This is a genomic window from Enterobacter sp. SA197 (genome assembly GCF_054131575.1).
This window is the reverse complement of sequence record NZ_CP096393.1, coordinates 1,623,809-1,650,230: the sequence shown is the minus strand read 5'-3', so window position 1 is coordinate 1,650,230 and position 26,422 is coordinate 1,623,809. Positions and strand designations below refer to the sequence as shown.

Genomic DNA, 26,422 nt, shown 5'->3' with positions numbered 1-26,422 from the left:
GACCCCTTAAGCGCCGAAATGAGCCGGCAATGGCGCCTGCATCCATTTTTCGGAGAAGGTGTTCAGCGTGCCCTCTTTCAGCGCCTGCGCGACCAGCTTGTCCACTTCCGCTTTCAACGCTGGTTCATTTTTCTTCAGGCCGATGTAACAGGGTGAATCTTTGAGCATAAATTTGCTCACCGGCGCTTGCGATGGGTTCTGGCGCGCGATGGCCGCGACCACGACGTTACCGGTAGCGAGATACTGCACCTGTCCGGAAAGATAAGCAGAAATGGTGGTGTTGTTATCTTCATAGCGCTTCAGTTGCGCATCTTTCGGCACCAGGTCGGTCAGGACCATATCCTCGACGGCACCGCGCGTGACCCCCACCGATTTCCCGCTCAGGGCGTTGGCATCGGCAAGCGCGGCATCTTTGGGGCCAAATACGCCGAGAAAGAACGGCGCGTAGGCGCGGCTGAAATCGATGACCCTTTCGCGCTCCGCGTTTTTACCGAGGCTGGAAATCACCAAATCCACTTTATTGGTCTGCAGGTAGGGAACGCGGTTGGCACTGGTCACCGGCACCAGCTCTACTTTCACCTTCATGCCTTTTGCCAGATATTCTGCCATGTCAATGTCGTAGCCCTGCGGCTTAAGGTCGATAGCAACTGACCCAAACGGCGGGAAATCCTGCGGCACCGCAACGCGCAACACGCCGCGCTGTTGAATATCCTGCAGTTGATCCGCCAGAACCGCACTCACTGAGGAGAACATTAATGCAGCACCTGCTGCTGCCCGCATCCACTTTTTCATCGTCATCACCCTGTCGCTTATGAAACAAAAGATTCTTTGAATCATATTTTGCAACTAATGTGCCAACGCGGCGCTACACGACGGCCGCTGTCGCTGCGGGCGTCGGGGGAGAGATTATGGCTACGCCTGCACACCAGAAAGGTGCAGGCGCATCGTGATGGTGCAGTCAGATGTCGCAGTAGCGCAAAAAGCGATGGAGTGCGCTGGAGAGGTGTTTTTGGCGGTGATGGATCCGCCAGAGGGTGCGCACCAGGCGTGGCAATGGCAGCGGCACCTCCACCAGTGAGCCGGCATCCAGTTGCTCGGCAATCACCCGTCGCGATAAACAGCTGATGCCCAGACCGTGGCGCACCGCATGCTTTATTGCCTCGGAGTTTCCAAGCTCCATGCCCAGGTGAAACTCAGGCAGATGAGAAAGCAGCAGATAATCGACAATTTCACGGGTCCCTGAACCGCGTTCACGCAGGATCCAGGGGGCTGCCGCAAGCCGTAACAGCGTGACCTCACCCTGGAGTAATGCGCAGCCCGGCGGCGCAAACACTACCAGCTCATCTTCAAGCCAGGGCTCGGCAATGATTTCGGCCATGTGGCACGGTCCTTCAATCAGGCCGATATCCACACGAAAATCTGCCACCGCGTTGATCACGTCCTGACTGTTACCGACGCGCATATCCAGCGGCAGATCCGGCAGATCGCGACGATAGCGGGCGATCACTTCCGGCAAAATATAGTTGCCGATGGTGCTACTGGCATACACCCGTATGGCCCCGTTCTCTTCGCGAAATAACTGTTCAATTTCAAGCGCCTGTTCCAGCAATGCCAGCGCGCGCGGATAAAGCAGGCGGCCATGCTCATTCACCACCAGCCTTTTACCTACCCGGTCAAACAGCTGTACACCGAGCTGGCCTTCCAGATCGGTTAATGCGGCGCTGACCGCAGACTGCGACAGCGCAAGCCTCTGTGAGGCCTGCGTCGTTGATCCGCTTTTCAAAACCTCGGCAAACACTTCAAGCTGCCGGAGCGTGATATGCATACCCTGCCCTTACCACTTATAAAGATTAATTATAAATATATAATCAATTTTACCTTTAAACCATCGCGACGTACCCTTTTCCGCAGACAAAGGAGAAGGCTATGAACAACATCACACAATCCCAACATGCCCCCCTGCTGAAGCCTGGCCTGTTACCGGGGCTTGCACTCAGCGCACTGGTCGCAGGCGTGGCCTTATGGGCAGGGACTGTTCCGACGCTGACCGCAGCAGGCATGAGCGCACTGACGCTGGCGATACTGCTCGGCATACTGCTCGGCAATACCCTTTATCCGCGTTTAAGCCGCTCCTGTGACGACGGGGTGCGCGTGGCAAAACATTATCTTTTGCGTCTGGGCATCATTCTGTACGGGTTCCGCCTGACCTTTTCCCAGATTGCTGACGTTGGCGTCAGCGGCATCGTTATTGACGTTCTGACCCTCAGTTCCACCTTTCTTTTAGCCTGCTGGCTGGGGCAGAAAGTGTTTGGTCTTGACCGCCAGACCAGCTGGTTGATTGGGGCTGGCAGCAGCATCTGCGGCGCAGCGGCGGTGCTGGCAACTGAGCCGGTGGTGAAAGCTGAAGCGTCGAAAGTAACGGTAGCCGTCGCAACGGTGGTGATTTACGGTACGCTCGCCATCTTTTTATACCCGGCGCTTTATCCCTTTCTGAGCCACCTGTTTACCCTGGAAAATTACGGTATCTATATGGGGTCGACCATGCACGAAGTGGCGCAGGTGGTGGCTGCCGGGCATGCTATCGGTCCCGATGCGGAAAACGCAGCGGTTATTGCCAAAATGCTCCGCGTGATGATGCTGGCCCCCTTTCTGATTATTCTGGCGATGCGGGTAAAAACGCTGGCACCGGCGAATGCGGCGCAGAAGAGCAAAATCACCATCCCCTGGTTCGCCCTGTTTTTTATCGTTGTCGCGCTCTTTAACTCTTTTCACCTGCTGCCGCAGGGTGTGGTGAACGCGCTGGTCACGGTCGACACGTTGTTCCTCGCCATGGCGATGGCCGCGCTGGGGTTAACCACCCATATCAGCGCCCTGAAACGTGCAGGTTCTAAACCGCTGTTGATGGCGCTGATGCTGTTTATCTGGTTAATCGTAGGGGGCGGGGCAATAAATCTCCTTGTACACCATGTGATGGCATAAACCCATACATCTCCCTCCGGTTTACCCGCTATGATAGGGGATTGCTTTCCCCTGGCGGGTTTAACAGGAGTTATTCATGAAATACATTGGAGCGCACGTCAGCGCCGCTGGCGGCCTTGCAAATGCCGCAATCCGTGCCGCTGAAATTGATGCCACCGCATTTGCCCTGTTCACTAAAAACCAGCGTCAGTGGCGGGCCGCCCCGTTGACGACAGAGGTGATTGATGGTTTCAAAGCCGCCTGCGAAAAATACCATTATCAACCGGGGCAGATCCTGCCGCACGACAGCTATCTGATAAATCTGGGTCATCCGGTTCAGGATGCGCTGGAGAAATCCCGCGACGCATTTCTGGATGAGATGCAGCGCTGTGAGCAACTCGGGCTGACGTTGCTGAACTTCCATCCCGGCAGCCACCTGCTGCAAATCAGTGAAGACGCGTGTCTGGCACGTATTGCTGAGTCCCTTAATATTGCGCTGGATAAAACCACCGGTGTGACAGCCGTGATTGAAAATACCGCCGGTCAGGGCAGCAACCTGGGTTTTCGCTTTGAACATCTGGCGGCTATCATTGAGGGCGTGGAGGATAAATCCCGCGTCGGCGTCTGCATTGATACCTGCCACGCCTTTGCTGCTGGCTACGATTTGCGCAGTGCTGAAACCACGGCAGATGTCTTCGCTGAGTTTGATCGTGTGGTGGGTTTTCAGTATCTGCGGGGGATGCACCTTAATGATGCGAAAAGCCAGTTTGCCAGCCGTGTTGACCGTCACCATAGTCTCGGCGAAGGCAACATCGGTCATGATGCTTTTCGCTGGATTATGCAGGACAGCCGTTTCGACGGTATTCCACTGATTCTGGAAACCATTAACCCGGATATCTGGGCAGAAGAGATCGCCTGGCTTAAAGCGCAGCAACATCAAGAGGCAGCCGCGTAAATGAATGACAGGGAAAAACAGATACTCAAAATCCTGCGCAGTAACCCGCTGATTCAGCAAAATGAAATTGGCGATATTCTGCAGATAAGCCGTTCACGCGTTGCGGCTCATATCATGGATTTGATGCGCAAAGGACTTATTAAAGGCAAAGGCTATATACTCACCGAGCAGGATTATTGCGTCGCTTTCGGTGCCATTAACATGGATATTCGCGGTACGGCAGCTATCCATTATCCTCAGTCCTCCTCCAACCCTGGCAGTATTCACTGCTCGGCAGGCGGTGTGGCGCGCAATGTGGCGCACAATCTGGCCCTGCTCGGACGCGATGTGCATCTGATTTCCGCCGTGGGTGATGACTTCTATGGTGAAACGCTGCTGGAACAGACGCGTGTCGCCGGGGTGAATGTTCAAAGCTGTCTGCGCCTGCACGGTCATAATACCTCTACCTATCTTTCAGTGGCCAACCAGCAGGAAGAGACGGTGCTGGCGATTAACGACACCCATATTTTGCAGCAGCTTACGCCACAGTTACTCAATAACTCCCGGGATCTGGTGTTGCATGCGGGCGTGGTGGTAGCGGACTGTAATCTGACGGAAGAGGCGCTGGAGTGGATTTTCACTATGGCTGGCCATCTTCCGGTGTTTGTGGATACCGTATCAGAGTTTAAAGCGGATAAAATCCGTCCCTGGCTTTCGCGTATCCACACCCTGAAGCCGACCCTTAAAGAGTTGCAGATATTGTGGGGAGAGCCCATTCGCCGGGAGGCAGACCAGTTCGCGGCAATAGCCTCACTGCATGAACAGGGCGTTCAGCGGATATTTGTCTGTCTTGACGACGATTCGGTGTTTTGCAGTAAACGTGAGGGTGAACAGTATCTGATCCCTTCCCCGGATCATCAGGTAATTGATCGCTTTGGCGCTGATGATGCCTTCATGGCAGGGCTGGTCTACAGCTTTATGGATGGGGGTGATTTCAGAGAGTGCGCCCACTTCGCCATGGCCTGCGCCGCCATTTCCCGCGCCAGTGTCAGCATTAATAACCCTGCCCTGTCTGCCGAAAATGCGCTTTCTCTGCTTCAGGCCTCGCTGGCCTGAAGCAGAGCGGCTTTCTCCAGAAATTAAGCTAACCCAATAAAGAACCCGGCAATGGTTGCGCTCATCAGGTTGGAGAGCGTGGCCGCTGCCAGCGCCCGCAGGCCAAGCTGAGCAATTTCCGGTGCGCGTTGCGGCGCGATGGCAGAAAACGCCCCCACCACGACCCCTATCGATCCAAAATTGGCAAAGCCGCACAGCGCAAATGAGATGATGGCGATGGTTTTTACATCCAGCGTACCTGCAGCCTGCAGATAGGGGGAGAAATTCAGATAGGCCACGAACTCGTTAATAGCCAGTTTCTGTCCAATCAGGCTACCGGCAAGGGTAGCATTACCCCAGTCAACGCCCATCAGCCAGGCAAGCGGCGCCAGCGCATAGCCGAAGATCGCCTCAAGCGAAATCTGATCATAGCCAAACCAGCCACCGATACCACCAATAATGCCGTTAAGCATGGCGATGATTGCCACAAAAGCCATCACCACCGTTGCCACACCCGCCGCAATTTTTAACCCTGCCATTGCGCCACTGGCCGCCGCTTCAATAAAACTCTTCGGCGGCGTTTCGGTGAATGAGAGATTATCGAAGGTAACCTGAGTTGCCTCTGTTGCAGGGCTGAGCAGACGGGCAAAGAGGATGCCGCCCGGAATCGCCATGAGCGATGCTGCTAACAAATAATCAATAGGTACGCCGAGCCCCGCATAGCCAATCATCGTCGAACCGGCAATAGATGCCATGCCGCTACAGATAGCCGTAAAAAGCTCATTGCGGTTGAGCTTGTGGATAAAGGGTTTAACAATCGCCGGGATTTCGTTTTGACCGAGGAAGATAGTGGTGACCGCTACGAAGGACTCGATTTTACTGATACTGAGCGCTTTCTGGAAAATGCCGCCGAGGATCCGAATCAGGAACCCCATAACGCCAATGTAATAAAGTAAGCTCACCAGTGCGGTAATAAATATGATGGCGGGCAGGACGCGAAATGCAAATACAAAGCCTGCCCCGTCAAATAACGCATCCATTTTTGGCCCCACAAGCGATCCAAAAATAAACGCACTGCCCGCATCGCTGTAGGTCATTACTTTATGAATACCCAGCGCCGCCTGCTCCGCCAGCCATTTACCCGGCGGGAAATAGAGCATGATACCGCCAATAACAATCTGCAACCCTAACGCAGCGCCGACGGTTCTTAAGCTAATGCATTTTTTATTTACTGACAGCAGAAATGCTATCGCCAGTAATACCACCATACCCAGAACACTTCTCATTATATCCATAATGATTATCTCAATATTATTTTTTTGGTATGACTGATATTGATATGGGCGACAGCAAACTGCCCATTAATACAGGTCAGGAGTAAGAGTCTTTACACGTGAAAACCGGGAGTACAGATTCCGTAAATCAAATATACATCCGTATACACGCTTCGGTTAAATCCCAGAACCATTGGGTGTCGATGGTTACCCCAACTTTTGCATTGGCAGCTTTCCCCAGCACGCCGAGTTCGTCACATACGGTACGTCCGTAGCAGGGGCCACTGTTCACATCGATCTCAACATACATCTCCTGGGTCCTGATGCCCTGCGGATTGATCAGGTATCCGATGCAGGTGGCATCATGTACCGGCCCGCCTGCGAGCCCGTAGTTTTCAAACTGGGTTTTCAGAGTAAAACTCATGATATCGCTGAATAATTCACCCGCAGGCCCACCCACTTTTTTCATTCTGGCAATCACGTCTGCGGTACATACGGTCTGGTTTGTAAGATCCAGTCCCATCATCACCAGCGGGACACCCGAGGTAAAGACCACCCTGGCCGCTTCCGGGTCGGCAAAAATATTAAATTCAGCCGAGGGGGTGAAATTGCCGGTCCCGTAAGCACCGCCCATTAATACGATCTCACGAATTTTCGGCAGAATTTCGGGTTGCATACGCATGGCAACCGCAATATTGGTGAGTGGCCCGACCGGCACCAGAGTAATATCACCATCACTTGCCATAAGCGTATCAATAATATACTTAACAGCATGTGTGCTTTCTGCTTTACGGGTGAGCGGTCCAAATACAGGACCATCTAATCCAGTTTCGCCGTGTATATTATCAGCGACAATCTGTTGGCGCATGATAGGCTGAGGCATTCCTGCATAGACAGGAACATTAATGCTTAACTTCTGACAAACGTTTAATCCATTGATTAATGTTTTATTCAGCGTCTGATTTCCAGCAACAATGGTAATGCCCAGCAATTCTATTGCCGGATGCCTTGCCGCCATCATAATGGCAATAGCATCATCATGACCGGGATCGCAATCCAGGATAATCTTTCTTCTTTCCATATTCTATTTCCTCTGTTGCTGTTAGGTTATTTTCACTTCATCAAAGAAAACTATTCAGGCCGACGACTGAAGAATAACAACAGAAAACCGTTGCAAAATATGAGAAATCTCATACCAGGAAATCATTGTGAAAGAAATACAAAATAAAGAACTAAAACAACAGCTTATCCGGGATTCCGGCTATATTGAGCGATTCACCGCAACGGTCGTCAGCGAAACCCGGCTGTTTCATGTGATGGCAGGCGATTTTATTATCAGAGAAGGCACCCAGCCGGCTTACCTGTTTTATCTGGCACGGGGACGAGCAAAACTCTACGCCAGCTTACCCAATGGGCGGGTATCACTGATCGATTTTTTCGGTGCGCCCTGTTTCATCGGTGAGATTGAACTGGTGGACATCAGCCATGAACCACGGGCGGTACAGGCTATCGAAGAGTGCTGGTGCCTTGCCCTGCCAATGAAAGCGTTTCGGCCCCAGCTATTAAATGACGTGGTTTTCCTGCGCTACCTCTGTGTTGCGTTGAGTCATAAAAATTACCGTAACATTGTCTCGTTAACGCAAAATCAGTCATTTCCCCTGGCGAACCGGCTGGCGGCGTTTATCCTGCTGACGCAACATAACGACGTCTATCATGAAAAACATACCCAGGCAGCGGAATACATGGGCGTCTCCTACCGTCATCTCTTGTTTGTAATAGCGCAGTTTACGAAGCAAGGCATATTAGAGAAGCAGAAATCTGGCTATCTCCTCAGGGATAAAAAGCGTATAACCGCGCTGGCACGTGAGATGGATCCTGAGAATAAATTTGGTCATTTACTCCACTAACCATGACAGGCGGCAGACTTTCACATGCGCCAGCCGCCGCTGGCGCACGCTCAATATCAGGCCAGACCAATAAAGAAGCCGGCAATGGTCGCACTCATCAGGTTAGAGAGCGTGGCCGCTACCAGCGCCCGCAGGCCAAGCTGAGCAATTTCCGGCGCGCGCTGCGGCGCGATGGCAGAAAACGCCCCCACCACGACCCCTATCGATCCAAAGTTGGCAAAGCCGCACAGCGCAAATGAGATGATGGCGATGGTTTTCACGTCCAGCGCACCTGCTGTCTGCAGATAGGGGGAGAAATTCAGATAGGCCACGAACTCGTTAATAGCCAGTTTCTGCCCGATAAGGCTACCGGCAAGGGTCGCGTCGCTCCAGTCCACTCCCATGATCCACGCCAGCGGTGCCAGCGCATAGCCAAAAATCCCCTCAAGCGAGGCCTGCCCGTAGCCAAACCAGCCACCAATACCGCCAATGATACCGTTCAGCATGGCAATGATCGCCACAAAGGCCATCACCACCGTTGCTACGCCAGCGGCAATCTTCAGCCCGGTCATAGCGCCACTGGCCGCCGCTTCAATAATGCTTTTTGGCGGCGTGTCGGTAAAAGAGAGATGCTCGAAGGTGACCTGTGAGTCTTCCGTTGCCGGACTCAGCAAACGAGCAAAGAGGATGCCACCCGGAATGGCCATTAATGATGCCGCCAGCAGATAGTCAATCGGTACGCCCATGCCGGCATAGCCAATCATCATCGAACCGGCAATGGAGGCCATCCCGCTACAGATAGCGGTAAAGAGTTCATTACGATTAAGCTTATTGATGAAGGGCTTGACGATAGCCGGGATTTCGTTCTGCCCGAGGAAAATCGTCGTCACCGCCACAAAAGATTCTATTTTGCTGATCCTGAGCGCCTTCTGGAAAATTCCCCCCAGAATACGAATCAACAGCCCCATAACCCCGATGTAATAAAGAAGGCTTATCAATGCAGTCACAAAAATGATCGCCGGCAGAACACGGAAGGCAAAAATAAAACCCGCACCGTCAAACAGGAGATCCATTTTAGGGCCGACCAGCGAACCAAAGATAAAGGCGCTGCCCGCATCGCTGTAGGACATGACCTTATGCACGCCGAGTGCCGCCTGCTCCACCAGCCATTTGCCTGGCGGAAAGTAGAGCATCACCCCGCCAATCACGATTTGCAGCAGCAATGCCGCCCCGACGGTTCGTAAACTGATGCGTTTTTTATTAACGGACAGCAGAAATGCGATGACCAGTAATACCATCATCCCCAGAACACTTCTCATTATATCCATAATGATTTCCCTTCATGCCAGGAAACCCGGCGATTGCGCCAGGTTTTGGTGTGTCTGATAACGTGGCGGGCGACCACAAACTGCCCGCATAAAAGTCAGGCGAGCTGTTGATACTCTTTCGCTATTTCGCAAGCCAGAATGGCGTTGTTAAACACCAGTTGAATATTCGATTTCAGGCTATCGCCACCGGTCAGTTCTGCAACACGCGCCAGCAGGAACGGGGTACTGGCTTTTCCCGTTACTCCCTGGGCTTCGGCTTCGGCAACCGCCCTGTCAATGGCCGCATTGATGCTCTCTTCTGCCATCGCGAACTGCTCTGGGATAGGATTAGCCACCACCAGGCCACCGTTCAGGCCGGTTTGCCACTTCACCGCCATCGCGCGGGCAATCTCTTGCGGCGTATCGAGGCGAATGCTCACATCGAACGGACTGGTGCGACAGAAAAAGGCCGGCAGGGAGGTGGTTTGATAACCAATTAACGGAACGCCAAAGGTTTCTAAATATTCAGTGGTTAAGCCCAGGTCGAGTATTGATTTCGCCCCTGCACAGACCACTGTGACATTCGTATGTGCCAGCTCTTGTAAATCAGCCGAAATATCGAAGGTGTGCTCGGCGCCACGATGAACACCACCAATGCCGCCGGTTGCAAAAACCTTAATTCCTGCAAGAGCCGCAATAATCATTGTCGAGGCAACGGTGGTAGCGCCGTTTAATCCTGCCGCGACAATAAAGGGTAAATCACGGCGACTGACTTTCGCTACGTCATGACCTTCGCGGCCTAATAATTCGATCTCCTCTTTCGAAAGACCAACTTTCATCACCCCATTAATAATGGCAATGGTGGCAGGAACCGCTCCATGTTTACGAATAGTGTCTTCAACTTCAATGGCCGTTTGCGCATTTTGCGGGAAGGGCATACCGTGAGAAATAATAGTTGATTCGAGTGCAACAATCGGTTGTTTATTGTTAAGTGCATCTTGTACTTCGGGTGATATTTCTAACAATGCAGGTGAGAGTGTTAATTCAGACATTTTGTTTCTCCACTAACGAAATGACATTTGAAAAAGACAAGTCGGGGTTATTGGTATATTCACAGGCGAGTGCCATTGAAGAGCAACCCTGCGCAAAGTGGACCGAATCACTAAATGAAAAACCTTCTACCCAGCACGCCGCCAGCCCGGCCATCATGGCATCGCCTGCGCCGGTAACATTAATAATTTGCGTTTTAAAAGGGAGTGACCAGCCGCTTTCTCCACCCAGCTCGCTGTAGTAGACGCCATCGCCCCCCATGCTCAGCACCAGACGTTTAAGCCCGCGCTCATGAAACCACCTTGCAACGTTGCTCACGTCATCACGCCCGGTCAGTGCAAGGCCGCTCAGGGTTTCCGCTTCGACACGATTCGGTTTCAGGGTGTGTATCTGAGGGAGCCAGTTGCGAATTTTCACGCACTTCCAGGCGGAAACCGGATCGACAAAAATCGGTGTATTACCGGCATGCGTGAGAAGCCAGGAGAGCGCATCTTCACTGATATTACAATCAACCACAATCACCGCTGCATCGCGTATAAAATCAATATGTTTTGCCAGAAACGCTGCGGATAAATAGCTACTAATATTCATGTCATTTATAGCCACCAGCATTTCACCGGTATTATCCAGTAGGGATAAATAGCTTGAAGTATTCTCTTCCGGCACCACCAGGCACTTATTGACATGAACCCCGGAACGGCGGGTCTCATTTAGCAGAGATTGACCATAAAAATCGTCGCCAACGGCGGTTAATAACCATGACTCTTTACCCAGCAGCGCCAGGTTCTGCGCAATATTGCGCCCGACGCCGCCGGGCGTGAACTTTATTTTACCGGGGTTGGAATCTGCATAATTCAGTACACCGTGAGAATACCCGGCAACATCCATGTTAGCGGAGCCGACAGTGACAATATAATCCTTTTTACGCATAAAACGCCCTCTGGCAACTTATTGCCATATCAGTGAGATCGCTGAAAATACACTACAGGAAAATGAATCACTCTATTAGAGCACATGTTTATCTTCAAACATGTGTTCATAGTAAGTGGGTTTTGTTTAAAGTAAAGCGTGCAAAACGATCCTGGGTTTACAGATATGAAGGCGGTCACAATTATTTAGCCATTCTCAATGGATAGCGTTTAAAGTTGCGATATATGTCAAATAAACAATGAAAAAGGCCGCAAAAGCGGCCTCGATAAAAAATGGTGTAGCGCTGTGCTGGTACGCTTAGCTACTGATAGGTGACGGTATAAACCAGTTTTCCGTTGGCGGTGCCCGCAGAAAGGTTATTTTGAGTCTGAACATAGCGTGCAAACAAAGGGATAGTCACGTTCGGGCTGCCATCTTTAGGTAATGCCCCCTTTACCGCCTGAGAGAGATCGACCACCCCACTTGTACTGCTGCTGGTTGAAAGCTGTATGCCGATCCCGGTCGCCCGCAGGGGATCATTGTCTATATCCATTATCCCTTGTGTGGCATTGATAATGGCGCTGTGGGGGGCTAACGTAAGGGCCCACTCATTGTTAGCCAGCGTCCCCATTGAGGTGTTTGTTGAACCATTAAAGCTGGCGATGGAGGCGCTGGTCGTGCCGTAAAAGCGGGCACAGTTCATAAGCATAATACTGGCGTCCTTCCACTCCGTTCCCGTGCCGATACCGGAAAAGGCATCGACATCATGTACACCCATCTTAATACTCATAGAGCCACTGGCGGGAGTCACATCGCAGGTCGGCACCGTTACGGTAATTCCCCCGGTCAACTTAACATTGTGCAGGGTTACCATACTGTTTTTTTGCCCCAGATTGAAAAGGATCGAGGGGAGATTGTTGGCGGAAATCATACCAGCAGCGACGGTATTTGCGGTTTTGACAAGGGCAAATTGCACGGGATAGTACCAGCTTGTGGTAGGCACACAGCTTAGACTATGCGCACAGTGACTGATGCTGGTAGAGAGGTAGGGAACATTGACGGCGGAATTAACAGTAAATTTAATTCCTATTCCCGCCACCCCTGTTTCATAAATATTTGAATCCGTTGTCGATACTGGCAGCGGCAGCACACCGTAGGTGTAGCTAAAAAAGAAATTATCGGCACTGTCACATTTAATTTGTACGGGCTCGAAATTTTTAATTTGAATTTCTTGTTGATAAATAACCTGCCCGATTGCCGTACCTGGTGGCACGGATATCGTCGTATTTGCCACAAAAGGAACAGTGAAATTTCTTGTCGCATTAGCCGTATATTCAGCTGTCTGGTTAAACCCACACCCTGCATATGCGCAAGTGCCAAAAAAAATAAGCGAAAGTAACATTAACGGAAATACTTTAAGGTAACACAACATAGAAATCCTTATCGTTGTTGTTAATGGAGAAGGGAATAACAATGCATGGATTAATGGGTAAAAAATGGTGCAGGCACCCTCCTGTCACGCCCCGAATCCTACCATGAACGCCTGATTTGTTAGAAGTCTCTGTAATGTAAATAAGCATTTTAGGGGCAAGACAGCGCTGGATCCGCCTCTCAGCGCCAGCGTACACTTTATAAAAATGATGCGCCGCTTTGATTGTCTTTATTTTTCATAACCCCTATGAATTCTTTATTTCTTTATTATATTTATAATGAATGATTCATATTACACCTATCATTAAAACCAGCGCAGTAATAACACAAGCCACTTAAACAGAACTTTATTGCATCCCTGAAACGGAATTAATGGTTACTCCTCCGCCGTCACAGTTAATTGTGTCAATAAAGTAATGCCTCAGGAAAATTTCAATACATCGCCATGACAACTTAATCTGTCGCCCTCTTTTATCATCAAGTATGAAAAATAGCGGGTGTTAAATGCCACCAGGACGGATATCGGTAGAAAAAGCAGAACGGAGGAAGGCACGGATAAAAACAGATGCATAAGCGTGCGGAACTGAGGCAATAAAAAAGGCCGAACGAATCGGCCTTTTGAACTCATAAATACGCTTATGCGACTTTGGCAACCGCTTCGGTTTCCGGACGTTTCAGGAAGGCGTAGGCCAGACCAGCCACCAGGGTGCCCGCCACGATAGCGAACAGGTAACCCAGCACCGGCGTGATTGCGCCCGGGATCAGCAGCACAAACAGACCGCCGTGCGGCGCCATCAGTTTAGCGCCAATCGCCATAGAGATAGCACCCGTCAACGCGCCACCGGCGATGCAGCATGGCAGCACACGCATAGGGTCACGCGCCGCGAACGGAATCGCACCTTCAGAGATGAAGCACAGGCCGAGAACCAGCGCAGCTTTACCCCCTTCCTGCTGCCCTTTGTCGAACTTCTTACGGGCAACCATCGTCGCCAGACCCATCGCCAGCGGTGGCACCATACCTGCTGCCATGATGGCGGCCATCGGCGCATAAGTCTGGGTACTCAGCAGGCCGACGCCAAAGGCGTATGCCGCTTTGTTCACCGGTCCACCCATATCAGTACACATCATGCCACCGAGGATTGCGCCCAGCAGAACGGCGTTCGCGGTGCCCATGCCCTGCAGCCATGTGGTCAGGCCCGCAAGGATTTTCGCAACCGGCGTACCAATCAGGTAGATCATTGCCAGACCGACGACCAAGCTGGAAACCAGCGGGATTATCAGGATTGGCTTAAGGGCTTCCATGCTCGGTGGCAACTTCAGCCCTTTGCTGATGCCTTTCGCCAGATAACCTGCAAGGAAACCAGCGATGATACCGCCGATAAAACCAGAGCCCGTGCTCACCGCCAACATCCCGCCGATGAGACCCGGCGTCAGGCCAGGACGGTCAGCGATGGAAAAGGCGATAAAGCCCGCCAGTACCGGAACCATCAGTGCAAAGGCTGAACCACCACCGATTTTCATCAGTGCAGCGGCAAGAGTACCTTCCACTTTGAACGCTTCGATACCAAAGGCGAAGGAGAGCGCGATTAACAGACCACCCGCCACCACCATTGGCAGCATGTAGGAGACACCGGTCAACAGGTGACGATAAGCGCCTGCGCTCTCTTTCTTACTCTCACCATTGCCCGCCTGCGCGCCGCCACTCGGCTGGTAAGGTCTGGCTTCAGCCTGGGCTTTATCCAGTTCCTGCGCCGTTTTCTTCAACGCAAGACCTGTTGTGGTGCGGTACATCGGTTTACCGGCAAATTTCGCCAGATCCACTTCGATGTCTGCGGCCACAATCACTAAATCCGCCTCTGCCACCTCTTCCGGGGTGATAGCATTGCCTGCGCCCACGGAACCACGGGTTTCTACTTTCACCCACCAGCCGCGTTTTTTCGCTTCGGTTTCGATGGCTTCAGCAGCCATAAAGGTGTGAGCCACACCTGTCGGGCAGGCAGTGACCGCCACGATACGTTTCGGACCCGCACTGGCCGTCGCGGGGGCGGTCGCCGGTGCCGTGTAAAGGGAAGCGTGATTTTTCGCTTCGCTTAAAAACAGCTCCGGGTGTGCCACCGCACGGTTGATATCGCCCAGCCAGACTTTTTTGCCCGTCAGAGCAGCGTCAGCAGGGACGCGTGAGCCCAGAACAATGGCTAAATCCGCTTCACCAGGGTTGTCGATAAACTGCAAATTTGCTTTTTGTGCGGCTGCGCCCAACAGGCTTTTCGCCATGTATGCACGCGCCTGACCGAGTTCAGAATCAATTATCAGCAGCGTTTTCATTATGCTCTCCTGCTGTTAGTTAAAGGGTTTTAAGTCAACACGCGCCATCATCGCGGCTAACTGGGTACGATCGGTAATACCAACGTTGCTCTGACTCACTGCCAGTGCTGCAACCGCCGTGGCCAGGCGCAACGTATGTTCACTGGACTCTCGCATCAACAGACCATAAATCAGACCGCCAACCATCGAATCCCCTGCGCCAACGGTGCTTACCACTTCCATTGACGGCGGTTTGGCGATCCATTCGCCAGAAGCGTTAACCCACAACGCCCCTTCCGCGCCCAGTGAAATCACCACATGGGCAATGCCTTGTTCACGAAGCGCATGCGCCGCTTCGATGACATCCTGCAGATCCGGTAATTTACGTCCCGCCCAGATTTCAAGTTCACGGCGGTTCGGTTTCACCAGCCACGGCGCGGCTTTCAGTCCTGCGACCAGCGCGTCACGGCTGCTGTCAAAGATAATGCACGGGCACTGGCTGCGCAGACGGGTCATCCAGTCGGTGAAGGCTTCCGGGCTTACACCCGATGGCAAACTGCCGCTCACGCAGACCATGTCGAACTGCCCCAGCCAGCTCAGGGAGTCCGCAACAAAGCGTTCCCAGTCTGCCGGCGTCACTTCAAAGCCAGAGAAGTTAAAATCGGTCACTTCACTGTCTTTTTCAGTCAGTTTTACGTTAATACGGGTACGGCCCTGCACTACCTGGAAACGGTTAGCAATGCCCAGCTCGCTGAAGAGCTGCTGAAAGCCGTCCTGGTTGTCTTTCCCGAGGAAACCGCCAACGGTGACGTCAATACCTAAATCTTTCAGCACTTTGGCTACGTTGATGCCTTTACCGGCGGCGTGCAGCCCGGTGGTGCGAACGAGGTTGACTTCACCACGTTCAATTTCCGGAGTGAATCCTACCAGGTCGTAAGCCGGATTAAGCGTAATTGTGGCAACACGTCTGCTCATTACGCTCCCTCCCCAAGGCCCGCGGCGATGGCGTCGCCAATCGCTTTCAGCGCCAGTTCCGCATCTTCACCCTGCGCGGTGAAACGCAGGCGATGGCCCTTCTTCACGCCCAGCGCTACGACTTTCATCAGGCTGCGTCCGTTGGCCGGTTTGCCGGAACCATCGAGGTTGGTCACGGTCACGTCACAGTTAAATTGTTTGATGGTGTTCACCAGCATGGTGCCAGGACGCGCGTGCAGGCCATGCTCATTACGCACAACGAATTCAGCGTTCAGCACATCGTCAGCAATAGCGTCGTCACTGGTCAGCAATGCCAGCAAAGTGGCGGCATCAGCCGCGTGCAGACGATCGGCTTTGTTGGCCTGCAGCAGGTCACTCAGGCGTTTCAGCACTGCTATTGGCTGGTCATCGACCATTGCGACACTCACCAGAAGCGCAACGGTTTCACCCTCAGCAGTGAAGGGGGTGGTCGCCCGGCTAACGGCAATGGCGCTCAGCATATTGCCCTGTGCGCTGTCGTTCAGCCAGATGCCCTGGCCCAGGTTCAGCGGTTGCTCATTGATAGCGCGCGCGACATAAACCGCGTCGACCGCGCCAGCTTCTTTAAGACGCGCGGCGTTCAGCGCCTGCAGCGTCACCAGGTCACTGGCGACCACGTCAAGGGAGAGCGTGTCGTTGTCCAGCTTCAGGGTGGCGCTTTGTTGCTCACCCATCAGCAGCGCACGCAGCTCTTCAGCAGTGGTAGCTGATTGCAGCTGTGCGGCGACGGCGTCATCGCTGAGAACATGCGTCAGCTGACGCAGCAGGCCCAGATGTTCGTCGGAACTGGCGGCAATACCAATCGCCACGTAGGCCACCTGACCGTCACCCCACAGAATGCCCTGCGGAAACTGAAAGACTTTCACGCCGGTTTTCAGCACCTGGTCGCGGGTGTCCGTCGTGCCATGTGGAATGGCAATGCCATTGCCAAGGAAGGTAGAGGTCTGCTGCTCGCGCGCCAGCATGCCCTCAACGTAACCCCCGGCTACGTTGCCTGCTTCTGCCAGAGCGGCGGCAATCTGACGAATCGCCTCTTCTTTATTCCCGGCCTGCTGGCCCGGATGGATGTCCTGAACGGATAACTGGAACATGTGGGTCCTCTCCTGCTGAACTGAATCGTTTCAGCTAACTTGAGAAATAATGCGCCACCCTGAACTGTGTGTAAACCAAGATGACGCTGAAACGTTTCGCGAAGTTTTGACCTTTCCGCGTCAGCACGCAAGAAAAGTCTCATTTTCAATCGCAAAATTTCGATCTACTGCACATTTTATCCCCGAACGTAAATTTTTTGCTGAACAAAGCTGACCGCCCTTTTGCTGATGTTTCAGCTAACGTCAGCTTCAGGCTGAAGCTGACGGTTGAGGGGAAAGGAATAAACGTGAGGCACGCCAGGCAAAAAAATACCTGTCTGTTTTTCGGTTGTGAGGAGAGAGCACGCTTTATATCGTCATGGCTCGTCGACTCAGGAGCTTCAAAATGAATTTTACGGAATTACATGCCCGATCCACCCCCTTGCTTATTGCCAACGTCTGGGATGTGGCGAGTGCGAAAGCCGCGCAGTATGCCGGCTTTAACGCAGTGGGCACCTCAAGTGCCGCCCTTGCCGATATCTACGGTTATCCCGACGGAGAGGGACTCTCCTTCTCTGAACTGCACCATCTGGTGCAACGACTGCTCGCCTGCTGCACGCTCCCGCTCACCGTGGACATGGAGTATGGCTACGGTGCGAACTCAGAAGAAATTGTGAAGAATGTGCTTACGCTTGCTGAAGCGGGCGTTGCCGGTATCAATCTGGAGGACAGTCTGGTCCGGCAAGGGGAGCGGACATTACAGGACGCAACGGAATTTGCCTTACTTCTGCGCGCCTGTCGTCAGCAACTGGCGCGCAGGGGCTTGCCGCTGTTCATTAATGTGCGCACGGATACTTTTTTGTTGGGTCTTGAAAACGCCTGTGAAAAGACCCTCGCCAGAGGCATGCTGTATGCTGAGCACGGCGCTGATGGTCTCTTCGTCCCTGGCCTGACGGAACCGGAGGCAATTTCAGCCATCGTGCAGGCCGTTCCCCTGCCGCTTAATGTCATGTGCATGCCAGCGCTTGCCGATTTCACCACGCTAAAAGCGCTGGGCGTTAAGCGTATCTCGATGGGAAATGTTATCCACCAACACGCGCAGGCATCGTCGCACCGTCTGTTTTCCTCTATTCTGAATGACCAATCTTTTGAGGCGGTGTTTGCCCATGCAGGTGAATGACGAGGCGACCTGTGATACCTGGTACCAGGCGCTGCTTGAACGCGCGCCGGACTATGCCGGTATCTTTTTTGTTGGCGTCAGGACAACCGGCGTTTTTTGTATCGCCACCTGCCGTGCGCGCAAACCCAGGCGTGAAAATGTACAGTTTTATTCGACGATGAGATCGGCACAGGAGGCGGGCTTTCGTCCCTGTAAAGTGTGCCGCCCCACGGAAAACGCCGCCAGCCCGCCACAAGAAGTGGAAAAAGCGCTGGCCTTACTGCGTCACCATGCCGGAATGAAAATCAGTGATAGGGTTTTGCGTGAGCATCAGATAAGCCCGGAAGCCCTGCGGCGCTGGTTTCGTAAACATCAGGGTATGACGTTTCAGGCCTATCAGCGTATGCAACGGGTCAATGATGCCCTGCTGTCGCTGAAATCGGGACGTACGGCCACTGAAACCGCGTTTGACAGTGGCTATGACTCCCTGAGCGGCTTCGGCTATACCTTTAAAAAGTTGACCGGCGCAGCACCCACCGGGGTGGTCAGCGTCATCCTTATGCAGCGCTTTACCACACCGCTGGGGCCGATGGTGGTCTGCGCCACCGATAAGGGGGTCTGCCTGCTTGAGTTCACCGACCGCAAAATGCTTAAGAGGGAAATCGACGCTCTGCAACGGGTATATCAGGCCCGCATTCTGGCAGGAGAGAATGCGCATACGCAGCAGGCCATAAAAGAGATCGAAGCGTATTTTTGCGGGACACGCACCCATTTTACCGTGCCCCTGGATATCCCCGGGACGCCCTTTCAGCAGGCTGTCTGGCAGGCGCTGCGGCAGGTTGGCTACGGCGAGACGGCTCATTACGCCCTGCTGGCCGCAAAAACGGGAAGGCCGGATGCTGTTCGCGCCGTCGCCAGTGCAACAGGGGCGAATCGCATCGCCATTATCATCCCCTGCCACCGGATTTCCGGCAAAGCTGGCGGCTTGACCGGGTATGGCGGTGGCATTGCACGTAAAAAATGGCTGCTAGAGCACGAGGAGGCGCTGACATCGTCTGCGGCGGTTAAGGTGCCGTTGCCACTTCCAGGTCAATGAGAAAGGTCAGCGCCTCTTCCCGGCGGCTGAAGCACATATCAGGACTCGGCTGCAGCCCGGAACACACTTTCGGGCGCAAAGGCGAAGTGAAAATCTTGCAGGTGAAGTCGTCCGCCAGCTGAACGCAGCGGGTATTTGCCGGCTTGCCGTGCGGCATGCCGGGGATCGGGCTTGATACAGAGGGGGCGATACAGCAGGCCCCGCAATCCGGGCGGCATTCCATAATGACAACTCTTTAACCAGTAAACCACCAGGCTACCATTTTCATCCCCGTTACCCTAGCTAATTCGCAAGAAAGACCACTGGCCGTTGTATCGAGGGGTCCGCACGTCTGAAGTCCACGGTGCGAAACGCAAAACTCAGCGATTCCGCTTGCCTGGAAAGGCCCTCCCGAGTAATTTGTCGCGATATTTTCTCTCTTTTAAATTTACAGGATTTACGCGATGCCAAGAGCGAACGAGATTAAAAAAGGTATGGTGCTGAATTACAACGGCAAACTGCTGATTGTAAAAGATATTGATATTCAGGCACCCAGCGCCCGTGGTGCTGCGACGCTCTACAAAATGCGCTTTGCTGATGTTCGCACCGGGCTTAAGGTAGAAGAGCGTTTTAAAGGCGATGATATCGTCGATACCGTGACGCTGACCCGCCGTTATGTCGATTTCTCTTACATCGACGGCAACGAATATGTGTTCATGGATAAAGAAGATTACACTCCGTATATCTTCACCAAAGATCAGATTGAAGAAGAGTTACAATTCATTCCTGAAGGCGGCATGCCGGACATGCAGGTTCTGACCTGGGATGGTCAGTTGCTCGCACTCGAACTGCCACAGACGGTGGATCTCGAAATCGTGGATACGGCGCCGGGCATCAAAGGCGCCTCCGCCAGCGCGCGTAACAAACCTGCAACCCTGACCACTGGCCTGGTGGTTCAGGTGCCTGAGTATCTCTCCGCCGGGGAAAAAATTCGTATCCATATCGAAGAAAAACGTTATATGGGTCGCGCCGACTAACCTCTGCTGATCCTGACGACTGCACTGTCCGTTCAGCATCCGTCAGGCGGTTTATACCTACTCCTGTCCGGAAACGCTTACCCGTTTCCGGATTTTTTTTATCAGCACTCGCCGTTTCGCCAGCCCTTGTGCCTCTCTCGCAGCGGCGTGGCTTTTCCCGTAATCTTAATTTCTTAAGGTTGTCTTAAACATCGCCGCCTACCATGACCGCATGTTCTCCCAGGAAGTGCCGCCATGTCTGGACTCACGCTTCGCCGGCCAGCGTTAAGCCGTCTGCAGTTGATTATCTTTTTTGCGCTCTATATTTCACTACTCTTAAATATCGCTTTTTATCACCAGGCGTTTACGCTTTTGCCGGTCAATTCGCTGCACAACACGCTGGTCTTTTTATCCATGCCGGTAGTGGCTTTCAGCGTGATAAATATTGTGCTGTCACTGGCCTCTTTTTTACGGTTAGAGCGCATGGTGATAAGTCTGTTTATTATCCTCAGTGCGGCGGCGCAATATTTCATCCTGAGCTTTGGCGTGATTATCGACCGCTCAATGATAACCAATATTCTTGATACTACGCCGGCTGAGAGTTTTGCCCTTCTCTCATTGCGGATGGTGATGGTGCTTTTCTTTTCCGCCTTTGTGCCAGTCGCGATAGCCTGGTGGGTGAAAAGTAAACCGGCCCGCTCTTTCTGGCGCGGTATAACAGTGCGAACCCTTAATATTGTTCTCTCCGCATTGTTGATAATCCTGGTCGCCCTGGTTTTCTATAAAGATTACGCCTCGTTGTTTCGCAACAATAAGGAGCTGGTGAAATCCCTGAATCCGTCGAACAGTATTGCGGCATCGCTCTCCTGGTATACGCATAACCGTATGGCAAATCTGCCACTGGTGCGCATCGGTGAAGATGCCAGACAAAACCCGGCCATGCAGCACGGCCCGCGGAAAAACCTGACTATTCTGGTGCTGGGTGAAACCTCCCGTGCAGATGATTTTTCCCTTGGCGGCTATACGCGGGAAACGAATCCGTTGCTTAAGCAGGATAACGTGGTCTATTTTCCCGACACTACCTCCTGTGGAACCGCTACGGCCATCTCGGTACCCTGTATGTTTTCAGGCATGCCAAGAGCCAGTTATAACGAACAGTTAGCCCACCACCAGGAAGGCCTTCTGGATATCATTCAGCGTGCCGGTCTTCAGGTGTTATGGAATGAAAATGACGGCGGCTGTAAAGGTGCCTGCGATCGCGTCCCACACCAGGATATGACGGCATTGAAATTGCCGGGCCAGTGTATTGAGGGTGAGTGTCTGGATGAGGTGCTGTTCCACCAGCTTGAGGAGTATATTAATAATCTCCAACAGGACGGCGTTATTGTAATACATACAATTGGTAGCCACGGGCCGACCTATTATAACCGCTACCCTGCATCGTTCCGTAAATTCACACCAACCTGCGACACCAACCAAATCCAGACCTGTTCCCGGGAGCAGTTAGTGAATACCTATGACAATACCATCCTGTATGTGGATTATATTGTTGATAAGGTCATTAAATTATTACAAAGCAAGCAGGACAGATTTACCACAAGCCTGGTTTATCTCTCCGATCATGGTGAATCTCTGGGGGAGAATGGCGTCTACCTGCACGGTCTGCCCTACTCCATTGCCCCGGCGAGCCAAAAACATGTGCCTTTTTTAATCTGGCTATCTGACGATTATCAGCACCGCTACGGTGTGAGCAGTACCTGCCTGCAAAAAGAAGCGCAGCAGAAAAAGGTGTCGCAGGATAATCTGTTTTCAACCATGCTGGGATTAACCGGCGTTGAAACCAAAGAATACCGGGCACAGGATGATATTTTGACCGCCTGCCGTGGAGAGCAAAAATGAAAATTCTGGTGGTAGAAGATGATGCCCTGCTGCTACAGGGACTGCTGCTGGCCATGCAAAGCGAAGGTTACGCCTGTGATGGGGTATCTACAGCCCATGAGGCAGGACTCAGTCTGACCACCGGACATTACAGCCTGATGGTGCTCGATTTAGGCCTGCCGGACGAAGATGGCCTGCACTTTTTACAGCGTATCCGCCGGGAGAAGTTTACTCTGCCGGTCCTGATCCTGACCGCCCGCGATACGCTGGGTGATCGCATCACCGGTCTGGATACCGGTGCCGACGATTACCTTGTCAAACCCTTCGCACTGGAAGAACTCAACGCGCGCATTCGGGCGTTACTGCGCCGTCATAACAACCAGGCTGACAACGAAATCATCAACGGTGATTTAACCCTGAACGTTACGCGGCGTCAGGCATGGCGGGCTGGCCAGCAGATTGAACTGACGCCAAAAGAGTATGCCCTGCTCTCCCGGCTGATGCTGAAAGCAGGCAGCCCGGTGCACCGCGAAATTCTTTATAATGACATTTATAACTGGGATAACGAACCGGCAACCAATACGCTTGAAGTTCATATCCATAACCTACGCGACAAAATTGGCAAAGCTCGTATCCGCACCGTTCGCGGTTATGGCTACATGCTGGTTAACGCAGAGTGACAGGATAGTACAGGGTGAAATTCACGGTAAAAGGCTGGTCCATGCGCCGCCGTCTGGTACTGACCATCGGCATCATTCTGCTGTTCTGCCAGCTTGTCAGCGTGTTCTGGCTCTGGCACGAGAGCAAAGAGCAGATTCAGCTGCTGGTAGAAAGCGCGGTACATAACCAAAACAACCACCGGCACATCCGGCATGAGGTGCATGAAGCCGTAGCCAGTTTACTGGTGCCGAGCCTGCTGATTATTGGCCTTGCGCTGTTGTTGTGTTTACAGGCCGTCAAAATGATCCTGCGCCCGCTCGCGGAATTGCAGCGGGAGCTCGACGCCCGCACGCCGGATAACCTCCAACCCATTGTACTGAATAATGCGGTGCCGGAAGTGGAAGTCGTGCAGTCGGCTATTAATCAGCTGGTAGAACGTTTAACGCTGACGCTGGATCGTGAAAGACTTTTTACTGCCGACGTCGCTCACGAGCTTCGCACTCCGCTGGCAGGCTTACGTTTGCATCTGGAGTTAATGTCCAGAACGCACAATCTTAACGTTGCGCCGCTTATCCAGCGCCTCGACCAGATGACCGAAAACATCGCGCAGTTACTGCAGCTCGCCCGTGTGGGGCAGTCTTTCTCAGCGGGAAGTTATCAGCAGGTAATGTTAATGACCGACGTGGTGCTGCCCGTATGGGGGCAACTGGATGCGATGCTGGCCGAGCGGGGGCAGACGCTGTTACTGCCGCAAAGCAATCAGGATGTGGCGGTCGCCGGCGATGTCACCTTGTTGCGAGTGCTGGTGAGAAACCTGGTGGAAAACGCCCATCGTTACAGCCCCACCGGCTCGACTATTCGTATTTGCATCGATAGCAGCGACGAGCCTGTTCTGGCGGTTGAAGATGATGGCCCGGGCATCGACGAATCTCGTAGCGGAGAGTTAAGCAAAGCGTTTGTGCGTATGGACAGCCGGTACGATGGCGCGGGACTGGGGTTGAGTATCGTGACGCGCATTGCCCGTCTGCACGATGCTCAGTTTTTCCTGCAGAACAAAACAACCACGCCCGGCGTGCGGGCATGGGTCAAATTCAAACCGGTATCACGCCAGACGGGGTTCAGTAACTGAGCACCCAGCTGTGGCTGAAGGCAATCACAATCGCCAATGAGAGCGCAATGGCGAGAAACTGATAGACGTTTTCTTTTTGCATAGGGACCCTCCGGGGTAGTGGCAGGGAGAGTACCGGAACAACATTAAGCGAACATTAAGGCCCGTTCACCACGTTGTGACGGGCCTCCCGTTATGACACTGCGATAAACAGCTCTCTTAGCTGATGGAGCTTGTCGCGGCATTTTGCCGCCTCCTCAAATTCCAGATTCTGCGCATGCTGCATCATCATCCCTTCGAGCTCCTGTATTTTCTGCTGCAAGGCTTTCGGCGACAGCGCCATCTCTGCTGCCTCCGCCTGCGCAGGCGTGCGTGACTTGCCACGCCCTTTGGCCCGGGTTTTCGCCAGGTTCTCCCCGAGGCTCAGAATATCCACCACTTTCTTATTCAGGCCCTGCGGGGTAATACCGTGTTCTTCATTGTACTTTTGCTGTTTCTCACGACGACGCTCCGTTTCGCCAATGGCTTTTGCCATAGAGGGGGTGATTTTGTCGCCATACAGAATCGCTTTACCGTTGATGTTTCGCGCGGCACGACCGATGGTCTGAATCAGTGAGCGCTCTGAACGCAGAAAGCCCTCTTTATCGGCATCCAGAATCGCCACCAGCGACACTTCAGGCATATCCAGACCTTCACGCAGCAGGTTGATGCCGACGAGCACATCGAACTCCCCAAGGCGCAGGTCACGAATAATTTCCATACGCTCGACGGTGTCGATATCAGAATGGAGATAACGCACCTTCTCCCCATGCTCTTCAAGGTATTCGGTCAGATCTTCCGCCATCCGTTTGGTCAGGGTCGTCACCAGCACGCGCTCGTTGATGGTGGAGCGCTTACGGATTTCAGAAAGAAGATCGTCTACCTGGGTTGCAACCGGGCGTACCTCAATAACCGGATCGAGCAGTCCTGTTGGACGCACCACCTGATCGATGACCTCATCACCCGATTTTTCCAGCTCATATTTGCCGGGAGTGGCTGACACATAAATCGTCTGGGGGGCGAGAGCTTCAAACTCCTCAAAACGCAATGGGCGGTTATCCAGCGCTGAAGGTAAGCGGAAACCGTATTCGACCAGCGTCTCTTTACGCGCCCTGTCGCCTTTAAACATGCCGCCAATTTGTGGAATGGTTACGTGGGATTCATCAATCACCAGCAAACCATCAGCCGGAAGATAGTCAAACAGCGTTGGCGGTGCCTCACCCGGCCCACGCCCGGAGAGATAACGCGAGTAGTTTTCGATGCCAGAACAGTAGCCAAGTTCGTTCATCATCTCCAGATCGAACTGGGTTCGCTGCGTAATACGCTGTTCTTCCAACAGCTTGTTATTATCCATCAACGTCTTACGCCGTACTGCCAGTTCGCCTTTGATCTCTTCCATAGCCTGAACAATGCGTTCGCGCGGGGTGACATAGTGCGTCTTCGGGTAAACGGTAAACCGCGGGATCACGGACTCCACATGCCCGGTCAGCGGGTCAAACAGGGATAACCGTTCAACCTCCTCATCAAACAACTCCACCCGCAGGGCGATGTCGTCAGACTCCGCAGGGAAAATATCAATGACTTCGCCGCGTACCCGAAAGGTGCCGCGCTGGAAAGCCTGATCGTTACGGGTATATTGCAGCTCTGCCAGGCGACGCAGAATGGCGCGCTGATCGATGATCATCCCGTTAGTGAGATGCAGCATCATCTTGAGATACAAATCCGGGTCACCCAGACCATAAATCGCTGAGACAGAGGCCACCACAACCACATCGCGCCGCTCCAGCAATGCTTTGGTCGCAGACAGACGCATCTGCTCTATGTGCTCGTTTACCGAGGCATCCTTTTCAATAAAGGTATCCGAACTTGGCACATAGGCTTCCGGCTGGTAGTAATCGTAATAGGAGACGAAGTACTCCACCGCGTTTTCCGGGAAGAACTCTTTCATTTCGCCATAGAGCTGGGCAGCCAGCGTTTTGTTGGGCGCCAGCACCATCGTCGGGCGTTGCAGGTCAGCAATCACATTGGCGACGGTAAAGGTTTTACCCGACCCCGTCACGCCCAGCAGCGTCTGATGGGCCAGCCCATCTTCCAGGCCCTCTTTCAGGCGACGGATAGCCTCAGGCTGATCGCCGGAAGGGCGAAAAGCGGAATGCAATTTTAACGGTTTACTCATGGACAGCTACCTGATGAAGGAATGAGCGGGCAGGTTAGTAATTTTACTCACCGTGGCGGGAAATGCCAGTCATTAATAC

General features: G+C 52.9%; 22 protein-coding genes and 1 pseudogene. 10 read left to right on the top strand and 13 right to left on the bottom strand.

Translation table 11 applies throughout. The features are described from left to right. Positions 1-6 precede the first annotated feature (6 nt). Positions 7-792 (bottom strand): transporter substrate-binding domain-containing protein, encoded by a 786-nt coding sequence (locus M1D91_RS07555; protein WP_437430972.1) that lies wholly within the window; start codon positions 790-792, stop codon positions 7-9. Between the two features lie 166 nt (positions 793-958). Continuing rightward, complete coding sequence (gene yieE / locus M1D91_RS07550; RefSeq protein ID WP_437430971.1) at positions 959-1,825, bottom strand: DNA-binding transcriptional regulator YeiE; 867 nt, start codon at positions 1,823-1,825, stop codon at positions 959-961. Positions 1,826-1,926: 101 nt separating this feature from the next. On the opposite strand from yieE, the gene M1D91_RS07545 reads away from it, so the two are divergent. The 3 genes from M1D91_RS07545 to M1D91_RS07535 all read left to right on the top strand — a co-directional run bounded on the left by M1D91_RS07545 (position 1,927) and on the right by M1D91_RS07535 (position 5,008). Next, entirely contained in the window at positions 1,927-2,979 is a 1,053-nt protein-coding gene (locus tag M1D91_RS07545) for a YeiH family putative sulfate export transporter (RefSeq protein WP_437430970.1), read from the top strand. Between the two features lie 76 nt (positions 2,980-3,055). Continuing rightward, positions 3,056-3,913 (top strand): deoxyribonuclease IV, encoded by an 858-nt coding sequence (nfo, locus tag M1D91_RS07540; protein ID WP_437430969.1) that lies wholly within the window; start codon positions 3,056-3,058, stop codon positions 3,911-3,913. Further along, positions 3,914-5,008, top strand: coding sequence for a sugar kinase (locus M1D91_RS07535; protein WP_437430968.1), 1,095 nt, complete (start codon positions 3,914-3,916; stop codon positions 5,006-5,008). It begins immediately after the preceding gene. A 23-nt stretch (positions 5,009-5,031) separates the two neighbouring features. On the opposite strand, the gene M1D91_RS07530 is transcribed toward M1D91_RS07535, so the two are convergent. Continuing rightward, a complete protein-coding gene (locus M1D91_RS07530) occupies positions 5,032-6,282 on the bottom strand; it encodes a NupC/NupG family nucleoside CNT transporter (RefSeq protein WP_437430967.1) in 1,251 nt (416 codons plus the stop codon). A 127-nt stretch (positions 6,283-6,409) separates the two neighbouring features. After that, positions 6,410-7,342, bottom strand: a complete 933-nt coding sequence (gene rihB / locus M1D91_RS07525; RefSeq protein WP_437430966.1) for a ribosylpyrimidine nucleosidase — start codon at positions 7,340-7,342, stop codon at positions 6,410-6,412. A 127-nt stretch (positions 7,343-7,469) separates the two neighbouring features. Between rihB and M1D91_RS07520 the strand changes: the two genes are divergently transcribed. After that, the gene (locus M1D91_RS07520; RefSeq protein ID WP_437430965.1) at positions 7,470-8,168 is read left to right on the top strand and encodes a transcriptional regulator YeiL; all 699 of its coding nucleotides are present in this window, start codon (positions 7,470-7,472) and stop codon (positions 8,166-8,168) included. 56 nt (positions 8,169-8,224) lie between these two features. Here M1D91_RS07520 and M1D91_RS07515 read toward each other — a convergent pair whose 3' ends face one another. The 7 genes and pseudogenes from M1D91_RS07515 to fruB all read right to left on the bottom strand — a co-directional run bounded on the left by M1D91_RS07515 (position 8,225) and on the right by fruB (position 17,253). Next, a complete protein-coding gene (locus tag M1D91_RS07515; protein WP_437430964.1) occupies positions 8,225-9,475 on the bottom strand; it encodes a NupC/NupG family nucleoside CNT transporter in 1,251 nt (416 codons plus the stop codon). Between the two features lie 95 nt (positions 9,476-9,570). Beyond that, positions 9,571-10,506, bottom strand: a complete 936-nt coding sequence (locus M1D91_RS07510) for a pseudouridine-5'-phosphate glycosidase (RefSeq protein ID WP_437430963.1) — start codon at positions 10,504-10,506, stop codon at positions 9,571-9,573. Further along, positions 10,494-11,434, bottom strand: a pseudogene (locus M1D91_RS07505) (pseudouridine kinase). The gene M1D91_RS07510 and the pseudogene M1D91_RS07505 overlap by 13 nt, the downstream one beginning before the upstream one ends. 301 nt (positions 11,435-11,735) lie before the next feature. After that, on the bottom strand, positions 11,736-12,845 hold the full coding sequence (locus M1D91_RS07500; protein WP_437430962.1) for a fimbrial protein: 1,110 nt from the start codon (positions 12,843-12,845) through the stop codon (positions 11,736-11,738). A 635-nt stretch (positions 12,846-13,480) separates the two neighbouring features. Continuing rightward, a complete protein-coding gene (gene fruA / locus M1D91_RS07495; RefSeq protein ID WP_437430961.1) occupies positions 13,481-15,169 on the bottom strand; it encodes a PTS fructose transporter subunit IIBC in 1,689 nt (562 codons plus the stop codon). Positions 15,170-15,184: 15 nt separating this feature from the next. Beyond that, positions 15,185-16,123, bottom strand: coding sequence for a 1-phosphofructokinase (gene fruK / locus M1D91_RS07490; RefSeq protein ID WP_437430960.1), 939 nt, complete (start codon positions 16,121-16,123; stop codon positions 15,185-15,187). After that, on the bottom strand, positions 16,123-17,253 hold the full coding sequence (gene fruB / locus M1D91_RS07485; protein ID WP_437430959.1) for a fused PTS fructose transporter subunit IIA/HPr protein: 1,131 nt from the start codon (positions 17,251-17,253) through the stop codon (positions 16,123-16,125). The genes fruK and fruB overlap by 1 nt, the downstream gene beginning before the upstream one ends. Before the next feature lie 385 nt (positions 17,254-17,638). Here fruB and M1D91_RS07480 point away from each other — a divergent pair, with 385 nt between their 5' ends. Together M1D91_RS07480 and M1D91_RS07475 are read left to right on the top strand one after the other, a co-directional pair. Beyond that, complete coding sequence (locus tag M1D91_RS07480; protein ID WP_437430958.1) at positions 17,639-18,412, top strand: isocitrate lyase/PEP mutase family protein; 774 nt, start codon at positions 17,639-17,641, stop codon at positions 18,410-18,412. Next, positions 18,399-19,487: a bifunctional transcriptional activator/DNA repair enzyme AdaA gene (locus M1D91_RS07475; protein WP_437430957.1), complete on the top strand. Its 1,089-nt coding sequence runs from the start codon at positions 18,399-18,401 to the stop codon at positions 19,485-19,487. The genes M1D91_RS07480 and M1D91_RS07475 overlap by 14 nt, the downstream gene beginning before the upstream one ends. Here M1D91_RS07475 and M1D91_RS07470 read toward each other — a convergent pair. Then, on the bottom strand, positions 19,456-19,710 hold the full coding sequence (locus M1D91_RS07470) for a YkgJ family cysteine cluster protein (RefSeq protein WP_437430956.1): 255 nt from the start codon (positions 19,708-19,710) through the stop codon (positions 19,456-19,458). The two genes, M1D91_RS07475 and M1D91_RS07470, sit on opposite strands and share 32 nt — an antisense overlap. Positions 19,711-19,930: 220 nt before the next feature. Here M1D91_RS07470 and yeiP point away from each other — a divergent pair, with 220 nt between their 5' ends. The 4 genes from yeiP to pmrB all read left to right on the top strand — a co-directional run bounded on the left by yeiP (position 19,931) and on the right by pmrB (position 24,149). Then, a complete protein-coding gene (gene yeiP, locus M1D91_RS07465) occupies positions 19,931-20,503 on the top strand; it encodes an elongation factor P-like protein YeiP (RefSeq protein WP_437430955.1) in 573 nt (190 codons plus the stop codon). Positions 20,504-20,737: 234 nt separating this feature from the next. Further along, the gene (gene eptA, locus M1D91_RS07460) at positions 20,738-22,381 is read left to right on the top strand and encodes a phosphoethanolamine transferase EptA (protein ID WP_437430954.1); all 1,644 of its coding nucleotides are present in this window, start codon (positions 20,738-20,740) and stop codon (positions 22,379-22,381) included. Beyond that, entirely contained in the window at positions 22,378-23,040 is a 663-nt protein-coding gene (gene pmrA / locus M1D91_RS07455) for a two-component system response regulator PmrA (protein ID WP_437430953.1), read from the top strand. The genes eptA and pmrA overlap by 4 nt, the downstream gene beginning before the upstream one ends. A 41-nt stretch (positions 23,041-23,081) precedes the next feature. Next, on the top strand, positions 23,082-24,149 hold the full coding sequence (gene pmrB / locus M1D91_RS07450) for a two-component system sensor histidine kinase PmrB (RefSeq protein WP_437431031.1): 1,068 nt from the start codon (positions 23,082-23,084) through the stop codon (positions 24,147-24,149). Positions 24,150-24,321: 172 nt separating this feature from the next. Here the strand turns inward: pmrB and uvrB are convergent, their stop codons facing one another. Next, a complete protein-coding gene (uvrB, locus tag M1D91_RS07445) occupies positions 24,322-26,343 on the bottom strand; it encodes an excinuclease ABC subunit UvrB (protein WP_437430952.1) in 2,022 nt (673 codons plus the stop codon). Positions 26,344-26,422: the final 79 nt, after the last annotated feature.

Coding starts and splice junctions, on each gene's coding strand:
- M1D91_RS07555 (WP_437430972.1), bottom strand. CDS start 792: ATGAAAAAGTGGATGCGGGCAGCAGCAGGTGCTGCATTAATGTTCTCC.
- yieE (WP_437430971.1), bottom strand. CDS start 1,825: ATGCATATCACGCTCCGGCAGCTTGAAGTGTTTGCCGAGGTTTTGAAA.
- M1D91_RS07545 (WP_437430970.1), top strand. CDS start 1,927: ATGAACAACATCACACAATCCCAACATGCCCCCCTGCTGAAGCCTGGC.
- nfo (WP_437430969.1), top strand. CDS start 3,056: ATGAAATACATTGGAGCGCACGTCAGCGCCGCTGGCGGCCTTGCAAAT.
- M1D91_RS07535 (WP_437430968.1), top strand. CDS start 3,914: ATGAATGACAGGGAAAAACAGATACTCAAAATCCTGCGCAGTAACCCG.
- M1D91_RS07530 (WP_437430967.1), bottom strand. CDS start 6,282: ATGGATATAATGAGAAGTGTTCTGGGTATGGTGGTATTACTGGCGATA.
- rihB (WP_437430966.1), bottom strand. CDS start 7,342: ATGGAAAGAAGAAAGATTATCCTGGATTGCGATCCCGGTCATGATGAT.
- M1D91_RS07515 (WP_437430964.1), bottom strand. CDS start 9,475: ATGGATATAATGAGAAGTGTTCTGGGGATGATGGTATTACTGGTCATC.
- M1D91_RS07510 (WP_437430963.1), bottom strand. CDS start 10,506: ATGTCTGAATTAACACTCTCACCTGCATTGTTAGAAATATCACCCGAA.
- M1D91_RS07500 (WP_437430962.1), bottom strand. CDS start 12,845: ATGTTGTGTTACCTTAAAGTATTTCCGTTAATGTTACTTTCGCTTATT.
- fruA (WP_437430961.1), bottom strand. CDS start 15,169: ATGAAAACGCTGCTGATAATTGATTCTGAACTCGGTCAGGCGCGTGCA.
- fruK (WP_437430960.1), bottom strand. CDS start 16,123: ATGAGCAGACGTGTTGCCACAATTACGCTTAATCCGGCTTACGACCTG.
- fruB (WP_437430959.1), bottom strand. CDS start 17,253: ATGTTCCAGTTATCCGTTCAGGACATCCATCCGGGCCAGCAGGCCGGG.
- M1D91_RS07480 (WP_437430958.1), top strand. CDS start 17,639: ATGAATTTTACGGAATTACATGCCCGATCCACCCCCTTGCTTATTGCC.
- M1D91_RS07475 (WP_437430957.1), top strand. CDS start 18,399: ATGCAGGTGAATGACGAGGCGACCTGTGATACCTGGTACCAGGCGCTG.
- M1D91_RS07470 (WP_437430956.1), bottom strand. CDS start 19,710: ATGGAATGCCGCCCGGATTGCGGGGCCTGCTGTATCGCCCCCTCTGTA.
- yeiP (WP_437430955.1), top strand. CDS start 19,931: ATGCCAAGAGCGAACGAGATTAAAAAAGGTATGGTGCTGAATTACAAC.
- eptA (WP_437430954.1), top strand. CDS start 20,738: ATGTCTGGACTCACGCTTCGCCGGCCAGCGTTAAGCCGTCTGCAGTTG.
- pmrA (WP_437430953.1), top strand. CDS start 22,378: ATGAAAATTCTGGTGGTAGAAGATGATGCCCTGCTGCTACAGGGACTG.
- pmrB (WP_437431031.1), top strand. CDS start 23,082: ATGCGCCGCCGTCTGGTACTGACCATCGGCATCATTCTGCTGTTCTGC.
- uvrB (WP_437430952.1), bottom strand. CDS start 26,343: ATGAGTAAACCGTTAAAATTGCATTCCGCTTTTCGCCCTTCCGGCGAT.